Source organism: Bradyrhizobium sp. SUTN9-2 (assembly GCF_003122645.1).
GTDB lineage: Bacteria > Pseudomonadota > Alphaproteobacteria > Rhizobiales > Xanthobacteraceae > Bradyrhizobium > Bradyrhizobium yuanmingense.
This window is the reverse complement of record NZ_LAXE01000001.1, coordinates 5,250,126-5,271,590: the sequence shown is the minus strand read 5'-3', so window position 1 is coordinate 5,271,590 and position 21,465 is coordinate 5,250,126. Positions and strand designations below refer to the sequence as shown.

The following is a 21,465-nucleotide window of genomic DNA, read 5'->3' as shown; positions in this document are numbered from 1 at the left end:
GCGTCAGAGCATGTAGCCGCCGTCGACGACGAGATCGACGCCGGTGGTGAAGGCGCTCTCGTCGCTGCCGAGATAGACCGCCATCGCGGCGATCTCCTCGGCGGTGCCGAGCCGGCCCATCTTCTGGCGCGAGATGAACATCTCCTTGCCCTGCGGGCCCTGGGCTGCCGCGCGGTCGAGCATCGAAGGCGTCTCGACGGTGCCGGGACAGATCGAGTTGCAGCGGATGCCCTTGGTGATGAAGTCGAGCGCGACCGCGCGCGACAGCAGCGACACCGCCGCCTTCGACGAGCTGTAGACGTAGCGGTTGGCCGGCGGCCGCAAGGCTGCGCAGGACGAGATGTTGACGATGCTGCCGCCGCCGCCGGCGATCATGTCGGGCAGGAAAGCCTTGATGGTCCGGTGCATCGACTTGACGTTGAGATCGAATGAGAAGTCAAAGTCCTCTTCCGAACATTCCAGGATGGTGCCGTGGTGCACGAAGCCGGCGGCGTTGAGCAGGATGTCGATCTTGCCGACGCGCATGGCGAAGGCGTTGACGTCGGCGGTGTTGCGGACGTCGAGCTTTGCGACCTCGGCGATGCCTTCCTTCGTCAGGCTCGCGATGCCGGCCTCGTTGATGTCGGTGGCGATGACGGTTGCGCCTTCACGCGCGAACGCGATGGCGCAAGCGCGCCCGATGCCTGCCGCGGCAGCCGTGACGACGGCGCGCTTTCCCTTGAGGCGGTCTGCCATGTTGTTTCTCCTGCGAATTTTCCTTCGTCATTCCGGGGCGCGCCTCTTGGCGCGAACCCGGAATCCATCGCGCCACAGCGCCGGTGGATGAATGGATTCCGGGCTCGCGACTGCGTCGCGCCCCGGAATGACCGTGTCAGTGATTGTCCCGCGCCACACCGAACGTGCCGGCGACGTTCTGATACCTTGTGGCGAGCTCCATGCAGGCGCCGGTCGATTGCTGGCCGACGGTGTTGCGGTAGATCTCCTGCCACGGCGTCTGGTTCGGCGGATGCTTGAAGCCGCCGCTGGCCTTGAGCTCGGCGTGGCGCTTCTTCAGCTCCTCGTCCGGGATCAGGATGTTGGCGCTGCCCTTGTTGAGGTCGATGCGGACCTTGTCGCCGGTCTTGAGGACGGCAAGCCCGCCATTGGCGGCCGCTTCAGGCGAGGCGTTGAGGATCGAGGGCGAGCCAGAAGTGCCGGACTGGCGACCGTCGCCGATGCAGGGCAGGGACAGGATGCCGCGTTTGATCAGCGCCGCCGGCGGCTGCATGTTCACAACCTCGGCGCCACCGGGGTAGCCGATCGGGCCGGTGCCGCGGATGAACAGCACGCAGCGCTCGTCGATGTCGAGCGAGGGATCGTCGATCCGCTCGTGATAATCCTCCGGCCCCTCGAACACGATGGCGCGGCCCTCGAAGGCATTGAGGTCCTTCGGGTTGCTGAGGTAGCGGTCGCGGAATTCCTTGGAGATCACGCTTGTCTTCATGATCGCGGAATCGAACAGATTGCCCTTCAGCACCAGGAAGCCGGCGTCCTTCACCAGCGGCTTGTCGTAAGCCCAGATCACGTCGTTGTCGGGAGCGGGCGCGTTCTTGCAGTTCTCGCCGATGCCGCGGCCGTTGACCGTGACCGCGTCCTCATGGATGCGCTTGTGCTTCATCAATTCGCGCACCACGGCGGGCACGCCGCCGGCGCGGTGAAATTCCTCGCCGAGATAGAAGCCGGCCGGCTGCATGTTGACCAGGAGCGGCACGTCGTGGCCGAACTTCTGCCAGTCCTCGATCGACAGCTCGACGCCGATATGGCGGGCGAGGGCGTTGATGTGGATCGGCGCGTTGGTCGAGCCGCCGATCGCCGAATTGATCACGATGCAGTTCTCGAACGCCTTGCGGGTCAGGATGTCGGAAGGCTTCAAATCCTCCCAGACCATCTCGACGATGCGTTTTCCGGTCTCGTAAGCGATCTGGCCGCGCTCGCGATAGGGCGCCGGGATCGCCGCGCAGCCCGGTAGCGAGAAGCCGAGCGCTTCGGCAAGCCCGTTCATGGTCGAGGCCGTCCCCATGGTGTTGCAATGACCGACCGAGGGCGCCGAGGAGGCCACGATCTCCATGAACTCTTCATAGTCGATCTCGCCGGCCGCGAGCCGCTCGCGCGATTTCCAGACGATGGTGCCGGAGCCGGTGCGCTCGCCATTGTGCCAGCCGTTCAGCATCGGGCCGCCCGACAGCACGATCGCGGGCAGGTTCACCGTCGCGGCCGCCATCATGCAGGCCGGCGTGGTCTTGTCGCAGCCGGTGGTCAGCACCACGCCGTCGAGCGGATAGCCGTAGAGAATTTCGACGAGGCCGAGATAAGCGAGGTTACGGTCGAGCGCCGCGGTCGGTCGCTTGCCGGTCTCCTGAATGGGATGGGTCGGGAATTCCATCGCGATGCCGCCGGCCTCGCGGATGCCTTCGCGGACGCGGTGCGCGAGCTCGAGATGATGGCGGTTGCAGGGGGACAGATCGTTGCCGGTCTGGGCGATGCCGATGATCGGCTTGCCGGATTGCAGCTCGGCGCGGGTGAGGCCGTAATTCAGGTAACGCTCCATGTAGAGCGCGGTCATGCCCGGATTGTGCGGGTTGTTGAACCATTCCTGCGAGCGAAGATGGCGGCGGGTACCGTTGCTGCCGGCGGCATGCCCGTTGGTTGGTTTCTTTGTCATTGGTTTCTCCTGCAATGCAAACGCGACTACCGTCCGTCTCATGGTGTCGGCATGTGCGGTGCCCAACGGCGCGCGCGATGATCTGCCTTCCCGCTGGCGGGTCGTTTCCTCACGATTCCGATACTAGTCGTGGCTGCTTGGTAACGCTATCATTTTGTTCGCCGCGCCCGCGGCTGATACGGCTGGCCTGCTGTCCGAACGTCGCGCCGACGAGCTTTGCCGCTCGATCACCTTGAAGCCGAGATCGAGCACCGGCTGCTCCGGGCGGCGGCCCTCGATCGCGTCGATCAGCATGGTGGCGGCCGTCTTGCCCATCTCATAGCGGTTGGTGCGGACGCTGGTGAGGGTGGGGACGGCGGCGGCCATGAATTCGAGATCGTTGAAGCCGACGATCGCGATCTGCCCGGGGACTGCGATCTCCCGGCGCCGGCATTCGAACAGCACGCCGAGCGCGAGGTCGTCGTTGGCGCAGAACACCGCATCGATGTCCGGCTCGCGCGCCAGCAGATCGGTGAACAGGGCGCCGCCGAGTGTCACCGAGGTCGGCGTCGCCGTCGTGACCACCAGGCGCTGGTCGAACGATCCGGCGTCCCTCATGGCCGAGACATATCCGTCCAGCCGCCGCTGCACCCTGGGATCCATCCGCGCGCCGACGAAGCCGACCTTGCGGTGACCTTGCTCGAACAAGTGCGCGATCGCCCCGCGGGCCGCATCATAGTGCGAAAAGCCGATCATCATGTCGACCGGGTCCGGGCCGATCTCCATGATCTGCACGATCGGACAGTCCGCGGCCTGAAGCATCGCGCGCGACTCCGCGGTCTGGTCGATCCCGGTGACGATCAGCCCGGCCGGCTTCTGCGCCAGAAACAGACGCAGCAACTTCTCTTCCTGGAGAATGCTGTAGCGCGTGTTTGACAACTGGATCGAGTAGCGGCTGCCTTCGGAGGCGTCATAGATGCCGCGCAGCACGTCCGAGAACACGTTATTGGTGAGCGATGGGATCAGGACACCGATGACCTCGGTGCGTTGCGAGGCGAGGGCGCGCGCGGCAAGGTTGGGCACATAGCCGAGCTCCTTGGCGGCGCTCTCGACCCGCGTCCGCTTGGCGACCGACAGGGCCTCCGGATTGCGGAAAAAGCGCGACGCGGTAATCGGGCTGACGCCGGCGAGCTCGGCCACTTCGGCCAGCCGGATTTTGCCTGACTTGGTGCGTTTTCGACCCATCTGCTGCTCTTAACACAGTCAGTCCCGCAAACAAAGGAACGTTGACAGCGCTACCAGCAACGACTAACCAAAGACAAATTGCCAAAACCGCACAAACTACCGACAATGTTGCCCGCTAATATCGGGCCTGGTTCGGTAAAGTCCGAAAAACAAGACGGTCGCGGCGCGAGAGGCGCCGTGGACTTTCGAGGAGGGAGCTAGATGTCGTCTGTGCAAATCCGCGACGTGCGGAAATCGTTCGGCAATTTTGAAGTCCTGCACGGCGTGACGATTCCGATCGAGGACGGCCAGTTCGTCGTCCTGGTCGGCCCCTCCGGCTGCGGCAAGTCGACGCTTCTGCGCATGCTCGCCGGCCTCGAGAACATCACTTCCGGGACGATCTCGATCGGCGACCGCGTCGTCAACAATGTCCAGCCCAAGGAGCGGGACATTGCGATGGTCTTCCAGAACTACGCGCTCTATCCGCACATGACGGTCGCCGACAACATGGGCTTCTCGCTCAAGCTGCGGAATGCCAGCTCGGACGAGATCAACAAGCGCGTCAAGCGCGCCGCCGAGATCCTCGCGCTGTCGCCGCTGCTCGACCGCTATCCGCGACAGCTCTCCGGCGGTCAGCGCCAGCGCGTCGCCATGGGCCGCGCCATCGTGCGCGATCCGCAGGTGTTCCTGTTCGACGAGCCGTTGTCGAACCTGGACGCCAAGCTGCGCGTGGCCATGCGCACCGAGATCAAGGAGCTGCACCAGCGGCTGAAGACGACGACCGTCTACGTCACCCACGACCAGATCGAGGCCATGACCATGGCCGACAAGATCGTTGTCATGCATGACGGCATCGTCGAGCAGATGGGCACCCCGCTCGAGCTCTACGACAAGCCCGACAACCAGTTCGTCGCGGGCTTCATCGGCTCGCCTGCCATGAACTTCCTCAAAGGCCATGTGCGCGTCAACGGCGTTGCGAGCTTCGAAGGACCGAACGGCGTCAAGCTCCCGCTCAAGACCGCGCCCGCCAATTCCGACGGCCGTCCTGCGGTCTATGGCGTGCGGCCGGAGCACTTCACCATCGCCGATGACGGCGCCGAGGCCGAGATCATCGTCGTCGAGCCGACCGGCTCGGAGACGCAGGTGTTTGCCAAGCTCGGCGGCGAGCAGGTCGTCGCGGTCTTCCGCGAGCGTCACCAGTTCAATCCGGGCGACAAGGTGCGGCTGAAGCCCGAGCCATCGCTGGTCCATCTGTTCGACGATGCGACGGGCAAACGCATGAACGCCTAACGCATCAGACGACAAGGCATAAGACGACAAAAAGCATCACAGGGAGGACAACATGCAAGACTTTACCCGCCGGTCTCTGCTTCAAGGCGGCACCGCTTTGGCTGCGACCGGCATGCTGACGGGGCCGGCACTGTTCGACTTCGCCAAGGCCTGGGCGCAGAGCGCGCCCTGGAAGGCCGAGCCCGGCGCCAAGCTGACGGTGATGCGCTGGAAGCGCTTCGTGCCGGCGGAGGACGATGCGTTCAACGCGATGGTGGCGGCGTTCAAGGCCGCGACCGGCACCGAGATGAACACCTTCAGCGAGTCCTTCGAGGACGTGCAGCCGAAGGCCTCGGTTGCGGCCAACACCGGCTCCGGCCTCGATCTCGCCTGGGGTCTGCACACCCTGCCGCAGCTGTTCCCGACCAAAGTGCTGAAGATGAACGATGTCGCCGATTATCTCGGCAACAAGTACGGCGGCTGGACCGATGCGGCTGCCAAGACCTGCAAGCTCGGCAACGACTGGCTCGGCATTCCCGTCGCCACCAACGGCGGTTACATGACCTACCGCAAGTCGGCGCTCGACAAGGCTGGCTTCAAGGAATTCCCGAAGGACTTTCCCGGCTTCCTCGAGATGTGCAAGGCGCTCAAGGCCAACAACACGCCGGCCGGCTTTGCGCTCGGTCACGCCTCGGGCGACGGCAATTCCTGGCTGCACTGGGTGCTGTGGGGCCACGGTGCCTACACGGTCGATCAGAACGACAAGATCGTCATCAATTCGCCGGAGACGGCGAAGGCGCTGGAATATTGCAAGGCGCTGTACGACAGCTTCATTCCGGGCACGGCGTCCTGGAACGATTCCTCCAACAACAAGGCGTACCTCGCCGGCGAGCTCTATTGCACGGCGAACGGCATCTCGATCTACGTCGCGGCAAAGACCGATGCCAGCAAGAAGGAGCTCACCGAGGACACCTATCACGCGCTCTGGCCGGTCGGTCCTGTCGGCAAGCCGACCGAGCTGCAGCTGGCGCTGCCGATCCTCGCCTTCAACTTCACCAAATATCCGAATGCGGCAAAGGCCTTCGTCGCCTTCATGCTGGAGAAGGAGAACTACGAGAAGTGGCTGGCCGGCGCGCAAGGTTATCTGACGCAGACCCTGAACGCCTATGAATCGGCGCCGATCTGGACGGCCGATCCCAAGAACGCCGTGTTCTCGCAGGCCTCCAAGCGCACGCTACCGGCGTCCGGCATCGGCACCGTCGGCGAGAAGGCGGCAACCGCGATCGCCGACTTCATCGTCGTCGACATGTTCGCCAATTACTGCACCGGCGCCAAGGATGTGAAGGGCGCGATGGCGGAAGCCGAGCGCCAGCTGAAGCGCATCTATCGCTGAACAGTCACGGAGCGGGCGGCTCTTGGGTCGCCCGCTCGTCAACATTTCGATCAGGGATATCGGGCATGGCTGATGTCGCAATTCCCCGGGCCAAGCCTCAGATGACCGAGGCTGGCGCCTGGACCCAGCTCAAATACAATCGCAACTGGCTCGGCTTCTGGTTCATGGTGCCGGCCATGGTGTTCCTGATCTTCTTCCTGGCCTATCCGCTAGGGCTCGGCATCTGGCTGTCCTTCACGGACACGCGCATCGGCAGGGTCGGACAGTTCATCGCCTTCGAGAACTACGAGTGGCTGTGGGACGATTCCATCTTCTGGCTGTCGGTGTTCAATACGCTGCTCTACACCTTCGTCGCCAGCGCCTTCAAATTCGGCATCGGCCTCTACCTTGCGCTGCTGCTCAATGAGCACATGCCGTTCAAGGCGATGCTGCGCGCGATGGTGCTCATCCCCTTCATCGTTCCGACGGTGCTCTCCGCGCTCGCTTTCTGGTGGATCTTCGACTCGCAATTCTCGATCATCTCCTGGTCGCTGAAGCAGCTCGGCCTGATCAACCAGAACATCAACTTCCTCGGCGACACGACCTGGGCACGCATTTGCGTGATCTTCGCCAATATCTGGCGCGGCGTGCCGTTCGTCGCGATCACGCTGCTCGCAGGCCTCCAGACCGTCTCGCCGTCGCTCTATGAAGCCGCGACGCTCGACGGCGCCACGCGCTGGCAGAATTTCCGCTACATCACCTATCCGCTCTTGACGCCGATCATCGCCGTCGTGATGACCTTCTCGGTGCTGTTCACCTTCACCGACTTCCAGCTGATCTGGGCGATGACGCGTGGCGGCCCGGTCAACGCCACTCATCTGATGGCGACCCTGTCCTATCAGCGTGCGATCATCGCCGGGCAGCTCGGCGAGGGCGCCGCGATCTCCAGTGCGATGATCCCGTTCCTGCTCGCCGCCATCATGGTGTCCTGGTTCGGCCTGCAGCGTCGCAAGTGGCAGCAGGGAGAAAACAATGACTGATCTCCCCACCTCGCGGATCGATCTCAAGGCCGTCCTGCATAGCTCGGCTCCGACAGTCGCGAAGGATGATCACAGCGAGGGCATGAGCTATCTGCAGTCGGTGCCGCGCAGGCTGGTGACGCTGTACCTGCCGCTCGCGATCATCGTCGTCGTCCTGCTGTTCCCGTTCTACTGGATGGCGCTGACCTCGGTGAAGCCCGACGAGCAGCTGCTCGACCTCGACAAGTACAATCCGTTCTGGACCTGGAATCCGACCTTCAAGCACTTCCACAAGCTGCTGTTCGAGAGCTACTATCCGTACTGGCTCTGGAACACGATGTATGTGGCGATCTGCGCGACGGTGCTCTCGATCATCGCCTCGGTGTTCGCCGCCTACGCCATCGTGCGCTTGCGTTACAAGGGCGCCAATCTCGTCGGCGGGCTGATCTTCCTCGCCTATCTGGTGCCGCCGTCGATCCTGTTCATTCCGCTCGCCACGGTCGTGTATCAGTACGGCCTGTTCGATTCGCCGCTGGCGCTGATCCTGACCTATCCGACCATCCTGATCCCGTTCTCGACCTGGCTGTTGATGGGCTATTTCAAGACCATCCCCTTCGAGCTCGAGGAATGCGCGCTGATCGACGGGGCGAGCCGCTGGCAGATCCTGATCAAGATCGTCGTGCCGCTGGCCATTCCCGGCCTGATCTCGGCCTTCATCTTCTGCTTCACGCTGTGCTGGAACGAGTTCATCTACGCCCTGACCTTCCTGCAATCGACCAGCAACAAGACGGTGCCGGTCGCGATCGTGAACGAGTTCGTGGACGGTGACATCTACCGCTGGGGCTCGCTGATGGCGGGCGCGCTGGCCGGCTCGCTGCCGCTCGTGATCCTTTACGCCTTCTTCGTGGAGCATTATGTGTCGGCGATGACCGGCGCCGTGAAGGAATGATCGCGGGGCTTGCCGAGGGCGCGCCAATGGTTTCAAGAGCGGCGCGCTCCGGCCAATAAGTCCGGCCAATAAGAAGGAGTTGAGCTCTTGCACATTCTGGTTCTCGGCGCCGCCGGCATGGTCGGCCGCAAGCTCTGTGAACGGCTGCTGCGCGACGGCCGGCTCGGCAAGAGCGATATCACCAAGCTGACCATGCATGACGTGGTCGAGCCGAAGAAGCCGGAGCAGGCCGGTTTTGCCGTCGAGACCGTCTCGGGCGATTTCGCCGTCCCGGGCGCGGCTGAGAAACTGATCGCAGGTCGCCCCGACGTGATCTTCCATCTCGCCGCGATCGTCTCCGGCGAGGCCGAGCTCGACTTCGACAAGGGCTATCGCATCAATCTCGACGGCACGCGGATGCTGCTCGATGCGATCCGCCTTGCGGGCGGCGGCTACAAGCCGCGCGTGGTGTTCACGTCCTCGATCGCAGTGTTCGGCGCGCCGTTTCCCGATGCGATCGGCGACGAGTTCTTCCATACCCCGCTGCTCAGCTACGGCACGCAGAAGGCGATCGGCGAACTTCTGCTCGCCGATTATTCCCGCCGCGGCTTCCTTGACGGCATCGGCATCCGCCTGCCGACCATCTGCATCCGGCCGGGCCTGCCCAACAAGGCGGCATCCGGCTTCTTCTCCAACATTCTGCGCGAACCGCTCGCCGGCAAGGAAGCGATCCTCCCGGTCTCCGAGGACGTCCGCCACTGGCACGCGACGCCTCGCTCGGCCGTCGGCTTCCTGCTTCACGCCGGCACCATGGATCTCGCCACTGTCGGCCCGCGCCGCAACCTGACCATGCCGGGCCTATCGGCCACGGTCGGCGAGCAGATCGCCGCCTTGAAGCGGGTTGCGGGCGAGAAGGTCGCCGCGCGCATCAAGCGCGAGCCCGATCCCTTCATCGTCGGCATCGTCGGCGGCTGGCCGCGCAATTTCGATGCCAGGCGGTCGCGCGAACTCGGCTTCACCACCGCCGAGAAGACGTTCGACGATATCATCCGCATTCACATCGAAGACGAGCTCGGCGGCAATTTCGTCGCCTGAGCTCGGACTGAGCGGGCCCTGATGATGGCGAGCGTTGCTTGCATCGGCGAATGCATGGTCGAGCTGCGGCAGGCCCAGGGCGGCGCGTCCGCCGGGCAGGGGCAGGGCGGTGGCCTGTACTCACGCGGCTTCGGCGGCGACACCCTCAACACGGCGGTGTATCTGGCGCGCCTGGACGTCAAGGTCGATTATCTCACCGCGCTCGGCGATGACGCCCTGAGCGACGAGATGGTCGCTGCCTGGAATGCGGAAGGCGTCGGCACGCGGCGTGTCGTGCGGCTCGCGGGCAAGCTGCCCGGCCTCTACATGATCCAGACGGATGCGAAGGGCGAGCGCCAGTTCTTCCATTGGCGCGACAGTGCGGCCGCGCGCCAGCTGATGAGCCTGCCGGAGACGGACGAGCTGCTCAACTCGCTGATGAGCTACGACGTCGTCTATCTCTCTGCGATCACGCTCTCGATCTACGACGCGGCCGGGCGCGAGCGCCTGTTCGGCGCCATCAAGCGCGCGCGCCTGCTCGGCACTCGCTTCGTGTTCGACACCAATTTCCGCGCGCGCGGCTGGCCGGACCGCGATATCGCGCGGGAGGTGTTTGCGACCGCCTTCGCGGCCGCCGACATCGTGCTGACCTCGACCGAGGATCTGCTCGCCCTCCATCCTGGCGAAAGTCACGACCAGCTGATGGCGCGCATCCCAACCCCGGAACTGGTGTTCCGTCTGCCCGAGCCGGTGAGCCTGTTGCGCTACCCCGGCGGCGCCAGCGAGGTCCGCGCCGAGCCCATGACCAAGCCCGTGGTCGATACCACCGCCGCCGGCGACAGCTTCGCCGCGGCCTATATCGCGGCCCGGCTCGCCGGCGCCGAGCCGGTGGAGGCGGCCCTATCAGGACATCGGCTCGCCAGCCTCGTGATCTGCTATCCCGGCGCCATCATTCCGGGCTATGCCATGCCGCCGAAGAAGCGGCACCGGCCGGCGGCGTCCCGCCAGGCCAACAATTAGACAGCGACCAAATGAATCGAGACCCATGACCACGGCTGCCCAACAGAACCACCTCGTCGCGCTGTTCAAGGCTGCGACCGTCATTCCCGTCCTCACCATCGAGCGCATCCAGGATGCGGTGCCGCTGGCGCGCGCGCTGGTTGCCGGCGGTGTCCGCACGCTGGAGGTGACCTTGCGCACCCCCGTTGCGATCGAGGCGGCGCGCGCGGTGATGACCGAGGTCCCCGAGGCGGTCGTCGGCATCGGCACCATCCTCAATCCGGCCGACTTCAGCCGGGTCGAGAAGCTCGGCGTCGCGTTCGGCATCAGCCCGGGCCTGACCCCCGATCTGCTCAAGGCCGCGACCGACAGCTCATTGCCGTTCGCGCCGGGGATTGCCACGGCCTCGGAACTGATGATGGCGCTGTCCTACGGTTTCGACGTCGCAAAGTTCTTCCCGGCGGAGCAGGCCGGCGGCATCAAGGGCCTGCGCGCCCTCGGCGGGCCGTTCCCGAACGTGCGGTTCTGCCCGACCGGCGGGGTGGGCGAGGCCAATGCCGCGACCTGGCTGGCCGAACCCAATGTCGTTGCGGTCGGCGGGTCCTGGCTGTGCCCGACGGCGGAAATCCGGGCCGGGAACTGGGCCGGCATAACTGCCATCTGCGAGCGGACCCTCAAGGCGCTGAAAGCCGCGTGAAGTCTTGCCATCCCTGGGCTAAGACTTAGCTCAGGACAAGACCTCAGGGAGAGACGAACATGACCGCCAGCATCGTCGGATGGGCGCATACGCCGTTCGGCAAGTTCGACACCGAAACCGTCGAAAGCCTCGTCACCCGCGTCGCCAATGAGGCGCTGGCGGATGCCGGCATCTCGGCCGGTGATGTCGACGAGGTCGTGCTCGGCCATTTCAACGCCGGCTTCTCGCCACAGGATTTCACGGCGTCGCTGGTACTGCAGGCCGATCCCAAGCTGCGCTTCAAGCCGGCGACCCGTGTCGAGAACGCCTGCGCCACGGGATCTGCCGCCGTGCATCAGGGCCTGCGCGCGATTGCCGCAGGGGCGGCCAAGATTGTGCTGGTCGTCGGCGTCGAGCAGATGACGCGCACGCCGAGCGCCGAGATCGGCAAGAACCTGCTCAAGGCTTCCTACCTCCCTGAGGACGGCGACACGGTCGGCGGTTTCGCCGGCGTGTTCGGCAAGATCGCCAGCTCCTACTTCCAGAAATACGGCGACCAGTCCGATGCGCTGGCGCTGATCGCGGCCAAGAACCACAAGAACGGCGTCGCCAATCCCTTCGCCCAGATGCGCAAGGACTTCGGCTTCGACTTCTGCCGCGCCGAGAGCGAGAAGAACCCCTATGTCGCCGGCCCGCTGAAGCGGACGGACTGCTCGCTGGTCTCCGACGGCGCCGCTGCGCTGGTGCTGGCCGATGCCGAGACGGCCAAGGGCATGACCAAGTCGATCGGCTTCCGCGCCACTGCGCACGCCCAGGACTTCCTGCCGATGAGTAAGCGCGACATCCTGCAGTTCGAGGGCTGCACGGTCGCCTGGCAGCGGGCGCTGGAGAAGGCCGGTGTCACGCTGTCCGATCTCTCCTTCGTCGAGACCCATGACTGCTTCACCGTCGCCGAGCTGATCGAGTACGAAGCGATGGGTCTGACGCCGAAGGGGCAGGGCGCCCGCGCCATCAAAGAAGGCTGGACGCTCAAGGACGGCAAGCTGCCGGTCAATCCGTCCGGCGGCCTCAAGGCCAAGGGCCATCCGATCGGCGCCACCGGCGTCTCCATGCATGTGATGACCGCGATGCAGCTCGCGGGCCAGGCGCCCGAGGGCATGCAGCTCAAGAACGCCAAGCTCGGCGGCATCTTCAACATGGGTGGCGCGGCCGTCGCCAACTACGTCTCCGTCCTGGAGCCGCTGAAGTAGTTTGATCCTGTAGGGTGGGCAAAGGCGCCAGACGCCATGCCCGCCTTATTTCTTTGCGTTAGATCATGGTGGGCTCGCGCGGCCCCCTTAATGCTCTGATTGATTTTGCGGGAAATGCATCATGAGCACTAACTACGAAGATTCACTGTCGATGGACGCACTCAACGATCGTATCGCGATCCTCGAAGACAATATCCGCCAGCTCATCGAGCAGGCCGCTGCCGCCTCCGGCGAGCAGAACGAGTCGCGCATCGCCGACCGGATCAACCAGCAGAATGACGAACTCGACCGGCTCCTGAAGATCCGGGAATCCCGTCAGAAGAAATAGCGGCCGACGTCGCCCCGCGGCGCATGCCGCCATACGCCGCCCGCCCTTGCGCGAGCGGCGGCACTGCCGTTAGCTGGACCGAAATCGCGTGGGCAGTTGGGCTCGGCGCAATCGGGAGCGAACGATGGGGCCGCTGAAAGGCATCAAGGTCGTCGACATGACCACCGTGCTGATGGGCCCTTATGCGACCCAAATGCTCGGCGATTACGGTGCCGACGTCATCAAGGTGGAATCGCTGGACGGCGACGTCACCCGCCTGATCGGCCCAATGCGTCACGCCGGCATGGGTCCGGTTTTCCTCAACACCAACCGCAGCAAGCGATCGATCTGCCTCGACCTGAAGAAGCCTGCGGGGCGCGAAGCCGTGCTGCGGCTTTTGAAGGACGCCGACGTCCTGGTCTACAACGTCCGCCCGCAGGCGATGGCGCGGCTTCAGCTCGGCTACGACGTCGTCTCCGCCATCAACCCGCGCCTGGTCTATGCCGGCGTGTTCGGCTTCGGCCAGGACGGGCCCTATGCCGCAAAACCCGCTTACGACGACCTGATCCAGGGCGCCACGGCGCTGCCGGCGCTGATGGCGCAGACCGGCGACGGCGTGCCGCGCTACGTGCCGAACGCGCTCGTCGACCGTATCGTCGGCCTCACCGCGGTCGGCGCGATCTGCGCCAGCCTCGTGCACCGCGACCGCACCGGCCGCGGCCAGCGTCTGGACATTCCGATGTTCGAGACCATGGCCGGCTTCGTCATGGGCGACCACATGGGCGGGCTCACGTTCGAGCCGCCGCTCGACAAGGGCGGCTATGCCCGCCATCTCTCGCGCGACCGCAGGCCCTACAAGACCTCGGACGGCTATCTCAGCGTCATCGTCTACAACGACAAGCAGTGGGAGAACTTCTTCAAGGCCACGGGGCGCGACGACCTGCGCGCCGATCCCAAATTTGCAACCTTCGCCGGCCGGGCCGCCAATATCAATGTGGTGTATGCCGAGCTCGCCCGCATCTTCGAGACGCGGACCACGGCGGAATGGATCGACCTGCTGACGAAAGCCGACGTGCCTGTCATGCCGATGCACGATCTCGCCTCGATCCTGCACGATGAGCATCTGGAGGCGACCGGCTTTTTCCCGGTGGTGACCCATCCGGCCGAAGGTCCGATCCGCAGCATGAAAGTGACGGCGACCTGGTCCGAGACCGAAGCCGAGCCGGTACGCCTGGCGCCGCGGCTCAACGAGCACGGCGCCGAGATCTTGCGCGAGATCGGCTATTCCGCTGACGAGATCGCAGCCATGGTGCGCGACGGCGTCACGCGTGACGCACCGGAGTAGGGGGAGTGCAGATGACCACGCTTCTCTCATCCGTCGTTCCGGGGCGCGCCCACTTGGGCGCGAGCCCGGAATCCATTCATCCTCCGCACATGCCGTTCGATGGATTCCGGGCTCGCGACTTCGTCGCGCCCCGGAATGACGGTGGAGAAATGGCACCATGAGCTTCATCACCGGCGTCGGCCTCACGTCGTTCGGCAAGCACGAGGGCTCGTCCTCGCTCGACCTGATGAGCGAGGCCGCGCAAGCCGCGCTCGACGATGCCGGCCTCGAGCGCACCGAGATCGACGGCATCCTTTGCGGCTACTCCACCGTCTCCCCGCACATCATGCTCGCCACCGTCTTCGCCGAGCATTTTGGTATCCGCCCGTCTTACGCCCATGCCGTCCAGGTCGGCGGCGCCACGGGTCTTGCGATGACGATGCTTGCACATCATCTCGTCGCGTCAGGTGTCTGCCGGAACGTTCTGGTGGTCGCTGGCGAGAACCGGCTCACCGGGCAGAGCCGCGATGCCTCGATCCAGGCGCTGGCGCAGGTCGGCCATCCCGACTACGAGGTGCCGTTAGGACCGACCATTCCCGCTTATTACGGCCTCGTTGCCAACCGATACATGCACGAATACGGCGTGACCGAAGAGGATCTCGCCGAATTCGCGGTGCTGATGCGTGCCCACGCCTGCACCCATCCCGGCGCGCAATTCCACGATCCCATCAATGTCGCCGACGTCATGGCCTCCAAGCCAGTGGCGCTGCCGCTCAAGCTGCTCGATTGCTGCCCGGTCTCCGACGGCGGCGCGGCGTTCGTTGTCAGCCGCGAGCGAACCGGGGAAGCGGGCGTGCGTATCCGCGGCTGCGCCCAGGCCCACACGCATCAGCATGTCACGGCAGCGCCCGCCCTCAGCGAGCTTGGCGCCGAGATCTCCATCGCGCGTGCAAAGGCGGCCACGGGTCTCGCGATCTCCGACGTGCGCTACGCCGCGATCTACGACAGCTTTACGATCACGCTCGCGATGCTGCTGGAAGACCTCGGTCTCGCCGGCCGCGGCGAGGCGGCCGCGCGCGTGCGCGCCGGCCATTTCAGCCGTGACGGCGCGATGCCGCTGAACACCCATGGCGGCCTGCTCAGCTACGGCCATTGCGGCGTCGCCGGCGCCATGGCGCATCTCGTCGAGGCGCATTTGCAGATGACGGGGCGGGCAGCTAGCCGCCAGGTCCGCGACGCCTCGATTGTACTGCTGCACGGCGATGGCGGCGTGCTGTCGTCTCACGTCAGCATGTTCCTGGAGCGGGTGCGATGAGTGAGCGTCTAGCGGACTGGATCAAGGGCGAAGAGGCCATCACCTACCAGGCCTGCACCGCATGCGGGCATGTACAGTATTTTCATCGGGCCTTCTGCGCAGCTTGTGGCGAATCGGACACGCGCGAGCAGCGCGCCAGTGGCAAGGGCAGGGTGTATGCGACCTCGTTGGTCTGCCGCGCGGCAACGCCCGAGACGCGCGCGCACGTGCCCTACAACATCCTGCTGGTCGATTGCGCCGAGGGTTTTCGCATGATGGCCCACGGCGAGAATGACCTCGCCATCGGCGATTCGGTCATTGCGAGCTTCAAGCCCTTTGCCGGCAAGCTGGTGCCGTTCTTTGCCAAAACCAAATAGGGAAACGCGAATGTAGCCCGGATGGCGCGCAGCGAAATCCGGGATTCGCACCTCGCGGACAGACTTCCCGGATTGCGCGGCGCTTCATCCGGGCTACACGCCAACCGAGGGATCCGTCATTCGGGGGCGGTCATGCGACCGAGCCTGGAACGGGAATTCTGGGCTTGGCTTGTGCGAGAGCCACCCCGGAATGACGAAAACGCTTAAACTCGAACTCAACGCCCGTAGAACAAGATGCTGGCGATGACGAGCATCGCCGTCACCGCCAGCATATGCGCGAGCGCTCCCGAGGCTGCCCCCTTGGTGGCTTCCTTCATGCCGTTTTCTCCCTAGACTTGGGCATGACTCATCGTTGCGCGGTGAGCGCTTACGACGGCCAATTGTTTTTACTCGGAACACCCCTTGCGAGTATCCGCCGCGATTTGTCCCCCCGCGGCGAATATCGACTGTGTCAGGGTCGATCAGCAATGCGGCGGCAATTTGACTCGATGATGTTGCTCGTGCGTCCCCACGCGAATAGAGTCTTCGGGAACCTTCGCCAATGGCGACAAAAAGCATCAAAAGATCAGGGAAACTTCAGGAAAATCATGGCCCGCATTCAGTACAGCGACCCGTCCAAGGCATCCGACCGCACCCGCGAAATCCTCGACAAGAACCGCCATGCCAACATCTTCCGGATGATGGCGCATTCGCCGAGTTACTTTGAGCAATATTGCCGCCTCGGGGGCGCAATCAGGCACAAGGGCGAGCTCGACCCCATCGTGCGCGAGCTTGCGATCACCCGTACCGGCATCCTGTGCGAGGCACCCTATGAGATCGTCGCGCACAAGCGCATCGGCAAGAATGTCGGCGTCACCGACGAGCAGAACGAGGCGCTCGAGAACTGGCAGGCCGCATCCTGCTTCAACGAGGTGCAGCGCGCCGCGCTCGCCTTCACCGACGAGATCGTGAAGCTGACGAAGCCGACGGATGCGACCTTCAAGGCGATCGCATCGAAGCTGACGCCAGCGGCGCTGGTCGAGCTCCAGCTCTCGGTCGGCTTCTACATCATGACGTCAAAATTCCTGGAGACGTTCGAGATCGACCTCCAGCCCGTCACCGAAGTGGTGGGCTGATCCAAAGCTCGGCTTGCGAGGGATGCTCATGACAATCGATGAATATGCGGCCTGGGCCGCAACCATTGCCAAAGTCGACGAGCATCCGTCGAACGAGCGGTTGTCTTATCTCGGGCTGGGCCTTGCCGCTGAGGCGGGCGAGGTCGCCGAGCACATCAAGAAGCTCCTGCGCGACGACTGGCTCGACAAGGCCGGTCTCGTCGAAGAGCTTGGCGATGTCGTCTACTACTGGGCCTGCCTGTGCGCCGCCACCGGCCAGCAGCCGTCCGCGCTGCTCAACGCCAGTGCCGCCAAGATCAGGCGACGCATCAGCGAAGCGGCGAGCCGGTAGAGCAAGTGAAAGCTGGGAGCTCCGGCGTCATGGCCGGGCTTGTCCCGGCCATCCACGACTTGCCGCGCAGCACGAAGAACGTTGATGCCCGGGACAAGCCCGGGCATGACGATCTGTTGCGCATGAACCGCTCACGTCGAGGTCAGAATATCCACCTTGGCGTTGGCGACGATCAGGCGATCGGCCAGAAGCTGGGCCAGGTTACGCATGATGCATTCGCTGGCGCGGGGGTGCTGCTTGCGGAAGCGCTCGAAATCCTTCAGCGGCACCTCGCATGCCGTCGCTGCCATGTCGGCGAACACGTCGGCGGAGCGGGTTTGTTCCAGCAGCGCCATCTCGCCGAACGCCATGCCGGCGGTGAGCGTAGCCAGCCTGACGCCATCGGGCAAGGTGACGTGCACAGCGCCGCTGCGCAGGAAGTACAGGGCATCGGCGGGGTCGCCGGCCGTGAGGATTTTGGCGCCGGATTGATAGGTCCTGATGGTGCAGAGCGAGGCGAGATCCGTCAGCTCTTCCTCGCTCAGCCCGGTCAGCAGCGGCTGTTCGGCTAGCTCGGTGGTCTCGTGAAAATCGATCGAGCCGCCGTAGCGATAGACGATCTGGTCTTCGGCCCATTCGATCGCAGTGTCGAGCAGATAGAAATCGCGCACGTTCTTCAGCTCAGCGGTCCATTCGCGTAACGTATTCCATTCCTTGGAGGCGCGCCGGACGCCCGACAAGACCACCGTGACATTCAGCGCGGCCAATTCCTCGAACGCTTCGGCCACAAGTCGTGCGCCGGCCCGCGTAGTCGAGGTCACGCGGTGGAGATCGAAGATCACGAATTGCGGCCGCGGTCGTCCCGCGAGCCGGCGCGAGACGTAATCCACCGCCGACAGCGACAGCGTGCCGACCAGTTCGATGATGCGCACCTCCTGCTCGTGGGCCGCCAGGATCTCGCGCTCCTGCGGGCGGCGCACGCGGCGCGACGGGCTCTTGCCGATGTCGTAGTCGGCGATGACGGCGTTGCGTGCGTCGTCGCTGCGGTTGAGCATGTGCAGGTCGTAATGCGAGGACAGCGCCTCGCAGACCTTGATGCCGCGCACGCTGTTGCCGTGCTTGTCGAGCTTTGGCGAATAGCTGCCGAGGCCGAGGCGGGCAGGGAGCGCGGCCAGGATGCCGCCGCCGACGCCGCTCTTGGCGGGGATGCCGATGCGGTAGATCCACTCGCCGGCATAGTCGTACATGCCCGACGACGTCATCACCGAAAGTGTGCGCGAGATCGCGTAGGCGCTCAGCACCTGCTCGCCGGTGACCGGATTGATGCCGCGATTGGCGAGCGTTGCCGCCATCACCGCGATATCGCGCGCGGTCACCAGCACGGCGCATTGCCGGAAATAGACGTCGAGCACGCCGGCGACGTTGTCCGAGATCACCGCGTTGGTCTTGAGCAGATAGCCGATGGCGCGGTTGCGGTCGCCGGTCTGGCTCTCGGAAGAATAGACGGCGTCGTCGACGGAAAGGTCGCGGCCTGCAAAACGGCTGAGCGCAAGGCGGATCTGCTCGAAAGCCTCCGCGCCCTTGCTGTCGTAGATCAACCCGGTGCAGGCGATCGCGCCGGCATTGACCATCGGGTTGAACGGATGGTTCTCGGAATTGAGCCGGATCGAGTTGAAGGGATCGCCGGAGGGCTCGACGCCGATCGCACCTTCGACCTTGCCGGCGCCGAGCAGGTCCAGCGCCAGCGCGAACACGAAGGGTTTCGACATCGACTGGATGGTGAAGGGCACCCGGCTGTCCCCGACTTCATAGACATGGCCGTCAAGCGTCGCCAGGCTGATGCCGAAATAGGCAGGGTCCGCCTTGCCGAGCTCGGGAATGTAATCGGCGACATGGCCCGACGTTTCGGCGGAGAATTCGCTGAGGCAATTGTCCAGAAACCGCAGCAAGGGCGGCTTCGAGCGAGTCCAGGCGGTGGCGAGAGGCGAGAGCGGTTTCATCGCCTCCCTTGTGCAACGCAATCAGAGCACGCGCAACCCGTCCGGCATCACAGGCGGGCGCCGGACCAAGAGAAGCGCGATCAGGATCGTCGGCAGCAGGATGCCAAGGCCGAGCAACGTCACCTGCATCTGCGACAACGGCATGATGCCGCCGCCGGGGGTCGCCACCACGAAGCCGCCGATCACGAGCAGCACGCGAATGGGCCATTCCAGGCTGCCTGTGCCGCGCAAGTCCCCGACGAAAGGCTGGTAGCCCTGGATGCCGCCGCAGATGAACAGCGTGCCGAAGGCAGCGAGGCCCATCAGGCCGAGGCCGGCGAGATAGGGGCTCGAGCCCTGCAGCACCAGCGCCGGATTGAGCACGAAGAAGAACGGCAGGAAATAGATGATGCTGCCGACCCACATCGATTCCCAGCCGGTCTTCATGGCCGGCGATCCGGCGATGCCGGCAGCTGCGAAGGAAGCGATCGCGACCGGCGGGGTGATCGACGACAGCATGCCCCAATAGAAGATGAACATGTGCACGGCCATGCGGTTGAGCCCGAGCTTCTCCAGCGCAGGCGCGACCAGGATGGCGAGGAAGATGTAGCAGGCCGTCGTCGTCAGCCCAAGGCCGAGAATGAGGCTGGTGAGGGCGCACATGCCGAGCAGCAGGAAGGCATTGTCGCCGGCGATGTGCAGGAGGTCGTTGGCAAGGCTCGACACCACGCCCGTCATCGAGAACGCGCCGATCAGCAGGCCGCAGCCGGCGAGGATGCCGACCAGCTCGACGAAGGTGCGGCCGTTGACCTCTAGGAACTTGCCGATCGTCGCAAATGTCCAGCGCGTGTCCTTCGAGAAGAACTGGTTGAGCACGAGAAGCAGCGCGGTGGCGTAGAACGGCGCGTGGCTCTCGCGCTTGAAGTAGAGCAGCATCACGATCAGAAGCGCGATGACGAAGACGTAGTACCAGCCGTCCTTGATCGTATCCATGATCCGCGGCAGCTCGGCGCGGGGAATACCTTTCAGCTTGTGGCGCGCCGCGTAAGCGTCGACCTGCATGAAGAGGCCGACGTAGTAGAGCACGGCCGGAATGATTGCGGCGAGGGCGACATCGGCGTAGCTGACGTTGAGGAACTGGGCGATCACGAAAGCGGTCGCACCCATCACTGGCGGCGCCAGCACGGCGCCGGTCGAGGCGCAGGCCTCGATCGCGGCGGCATAGGAGGCGCGAAAGCCGCTCTTCTTCATCACCGGGATGGTCATGGTGCCGGCGGTGAGCACGTTGGAGATGATCGAACCCGACATCATGCCGAGCAGGCCGCTGGCAAAGATACAGACTTTTGCCGCGCCGCCGCGAAAGGTGCCACACAGCGCGAAGGCCAGGTTGATGAAGAACTTTCCGGCGCCCGTCATCATCAGCGCGGTGCCGAACACCAAAAAGCCGATCACGGTGTCGGCGAAGGCCTGGATGGGGATGCCGAGCAGGCTCTCGCCCGAGAGCACGTGATAGGCGGTCGCCTGTTCGAGCGTCGATTGCGTGCCACGAAACGGCCCGAGCCAGCGGGCTTCGGCGAACAGGGGATAGACAGTGAAGGGCAGAACGCTGAGGAGCAGGCTCCAGCCGCCGGTTCGGCGCAACGCTTCCATCAGCATCACCCACATCACGAGGCCTGCGGCGATCACTGTGTTGGGCGCGCCGCCGAATTCCCAGCCGGCCTCCGCCGCCTTGCGCACGTTAACCATCAGCATGAGCGCCGCCGCGAAGGTCACGACGAACAGGACGAGGTCATACCAGGGAACGCGGTCGAGCGGCGCGCGTCCGGTGCCCGGAAAGATCAGGAAGGTGAACGGCAGCATCAACGCGATCAGGAGATAGAAATATTCCGTGTTGAGCTGGGTGTATCCGACGAAGAAGCGCAGCGAGAATTGCTGGTTGATGCAGAGCAGGATCGTCGCGGCGGTCGCAACGATCAGCGTCCAGCGCCACGCGCCGCGCAACGTGCGAACGCGCGTGACTTCCGCTTCCTGCATGTTACCGGCGGCGCCATGGGGATCATCGAACACGACGCGCTTGGGCTCGTCTTGCGGGACGGTGGAAGTGGAAGAGGACATCATCGATCCCGCGCGTGGGCTGGTGAACGCAATCAGGCAAACGGCAGTTGTTTGAACCGCTCTGGCCGCGCGCTCAACCTCTCCCGCGTGCGGGAGAGGTCGGCGCGAAGCGCCGGGTGAGGGCTTTCTCCTCTGGGGGAATCCCACCGCGGA

At 64.5% G+C, this 21,465-nt stretch carries 19 protein-coding genes; 14 read left to right on the top strand and 5 right to left on the bottom strand.

All coding sequences use genetic code 11. The features are described from left to right. Nucleotides 1-3: 3 nt before the first annotated feature. The 3 genes from XF30_RS24525 to gntR form a co-directional block, all read right to left on the bottom strand. The gene (locus XF30_RS24525; protein ID WP_109144085.1) at nt 4-735 is read right to left on the bottom strand and encodes an SDR family oxidoreductase; all 732 of its coding nucleotides are present in this window, start codon (nt 733-735) and stop codon (nt 4-6) included. A 136-nt stretch (nt 736-871) separates the two neighbouring features. Next, complete coding sequence (locus tag XF30_RS24520; RefSeq protein WP_109144084.1) at nt 872-2,701, bottom strand: IlvD/Edd family dehydratase; 1,830 nt, start codon at nt 2,699-2,701, stop codon at nt 872-874. Between the two features lie 123 nt (nt 2,702-2,824). Continuing rightward, nucleotides 2,825-3,925, bottom strand: coding sequence for an HTH-type transcriptional regulator GntR (gntR, locus tag XF30_RS24515; RefSeq protein WP_109144083.1), 1,101 nt, complete (start codon nt 3,923-3,925; stop codon nt 2,825-2,827). Nucleotides 3,926-4,126: 201 nt separating this feature from the next. On the opposite strand from gntR, the gene XF30_RS24510 reads away from it, so the two are divergent. From XF30_RS24510 to XF30_RS24445, 14 genes are all read left to right on the top strand, one after another. Further along, the gene (locus XF30_RS24510) at nt 4,127-5,194 is read left to right on the top strand and encodes an ABC transporter ATP-binding protein (RefSeq protein WP_036001178.1); all 1,068 of its coding nucleotides are present in this window, start codon (nt 4,127-4,129) and stop codon (nt 5,192-5,194) included. A gap of 52 nt (nt 5,195-5,246) precedes the next feature. Further along, nucleotides 5,247-6,566 carry an ABC transporter substrate-binding protein gene (locus tag XF30_RS24505; RefSeq protein ID WP_036001174.1) on the top strand — a complete coding sequence of 440 codons (1,320 nt, stop codon included), beginning with the start codon at nt 5,247-5,249 and terminating at the stop codon, nt 6,564-6,566. A gap of 101 nt (nt 6,567-6,667) precedes the next feature. Beyond that, entirely contained in the window at nt 6,668-7,585 is a 918-nt protein-coding gene (locus tag XF30_RS24500) for a carbohydrate ABC transporter permease (protein WP_192893440.1), read from the top strand. Beyond that, nucleotides 7,578-8,513, top strand: a complete 936-nt coding sequence (locus tag XF30_RS24495; protein ID WP_036022472.1) for a carbohydrate ABC transporter permease — start codon at nt 7,578-7,580, stop codon at nt 8,511-8,513. Before XF30_RS24500 ends, XF30_RS24495 begins: the two co-directional genes overlap by 8 nt. A gap of 87 nt (nt 8,514-8,600) precedes the next feature. After that, nucleotides 8,601-9,587, top strand: coding sequence for a D-erythronate dehydrogenase (denD, locus tag XF30_RS24490; RefSeq protein ID WP_036022474.1), 987 nt, complete (start codon nt 8,601-8,603; stop codon nt 9,585-9,587). Between the two features lie 24 nt (nt 9,588-9,611). Beyond that, nucleotides 9,612-10,586 carry a sugar kinase gene (locus XF30_RS24485; RefSeq protein ID WP_036022494.1) on the top strand — a complete coding sequence of 325 codons (975 nt, stop codon included), beginning with the start codon at nt 9,612-9,614 and terminating at the stop codon, nt 10,584-10,586. 25 nt (nt 10,587-10,611) lie between these two features. Next, entirely contained in the window at nt 10,612-11,262 is a 651-nt protein-coding gene (gene eda / locus XF30_RS24480; RefSeq protein WP_192893238.1) for a bifunctional 4-hydroxy-2-oxoglutarate aldolase/2-dehydro-3-deoxy-phosphogluconate aldolase, read from the top strand. A 59-nt stretch (nt 11,263-11,321) separates the two neighbouring features. After that, complete coding sequence (locus XF30_RS24475) at nt 11,322-12,491, top strand: acetyl-CoA acetyltransferase (RefSeq protein ID WP_109144080.1); 1,170 nt, start codon at nt 11,322-11,324, stop codon at nt 12,489-12,491. Nucleotides 12,492-12,612: 121 nt separating this feature from the next. Further along, complete coding sequence (locus XF30_RS24470) at nt 12,613-12,819, top strand: hypothetical protein (RefSeq protein ID WP_036001140.1); 207 nt, start codon at nt 12,613-12,615, stop codon at nt 12,817-12,819. A gap of 124 nt (nt 12,820-12,943) precedes the next feature. Beyond that, a complete protein-coding gene (locus XF30_RS24465; protein WP_109144079.1) occupies nt 12,944-14,143 on the top strand; it encodes a CaiB/BaiF CoA transferase family protein in 1,200 nt (399 codons plus the stop codon). Between the two features lie 157 nt (nt 14,144-14,300). After that, entirely contained in the window at nt 14,301-15,437 is a 1,137-nt protein-coding gene (locus tag XF30_RS24460; RefSeq protein WP_109144078.1) for a thiolase family protein, read from the top strand. Further along, a complete protein-coding gene (locus XF30_RS24455) occupies nt 15,434-15,793 on the top strand; it encodes a Zn-ribbon domain-containing OB-fold protein (protein ID WP_109144077.1) in 360 nt (119 codons plus the stop codon). Before XF30_RS24460 ends, XF30_RS24455 begins: the two co-directional genes overlap by 4 nt. 587 nt (nt 15,794-16,380) lie before the next feature. Next, complete coding sequence (locus tag XF30_RS24450; protein WP_036001128.1) at nt 16,381-16,908, top strand: carboxymuconolactone decarboxylase family protein; 528 nt, start codon at nt 16,381-16,383, stop codon at nt 16,906-16,908. Nucleotides 16,909-16,936: 28 nt separating this feature from the next. After that, complete coding sequence (locus XF30_RS24445) at nt 16,937-17,239, top strand: nucleoside triphosphate pyrophosphohydrolase family protein (RefSeq protein WP_036022497.1); 303 nt, start codon at nt 16,937-16,939, stop codon at nt 17,237-17,239. 131 nt (nt 17,240-17,370) lie between these two features. On the opposite strand, the gene glsA is transcribed toward XF30_RS24445, so the two are convergent. Beyond that, a complete protein-coding gene (gene glsA, locus XF30_RS24440) occupies nt 17,371-19,218 on the bottom strand; it encodes a glutaminase A (protein ID WP_036001126.1) in 1,848 nt (615 codons plus the stop codon). 21 nt (nt 19,219-19,239) lie between these two features. After that, nucleotides 19,240-21,315: a TRAP transporter permease gene (locus XF30_RS24435; RefSeq protein WP_109144076.1), complete on the bottom strand. Its 2,076-nt coding sequence runs from the start codon at nt 21,313-21,315 to the stop codon at nt 19,240-19,242. Nucleotides 21,316-21,465: the final 150 nt, after the last annotated feature.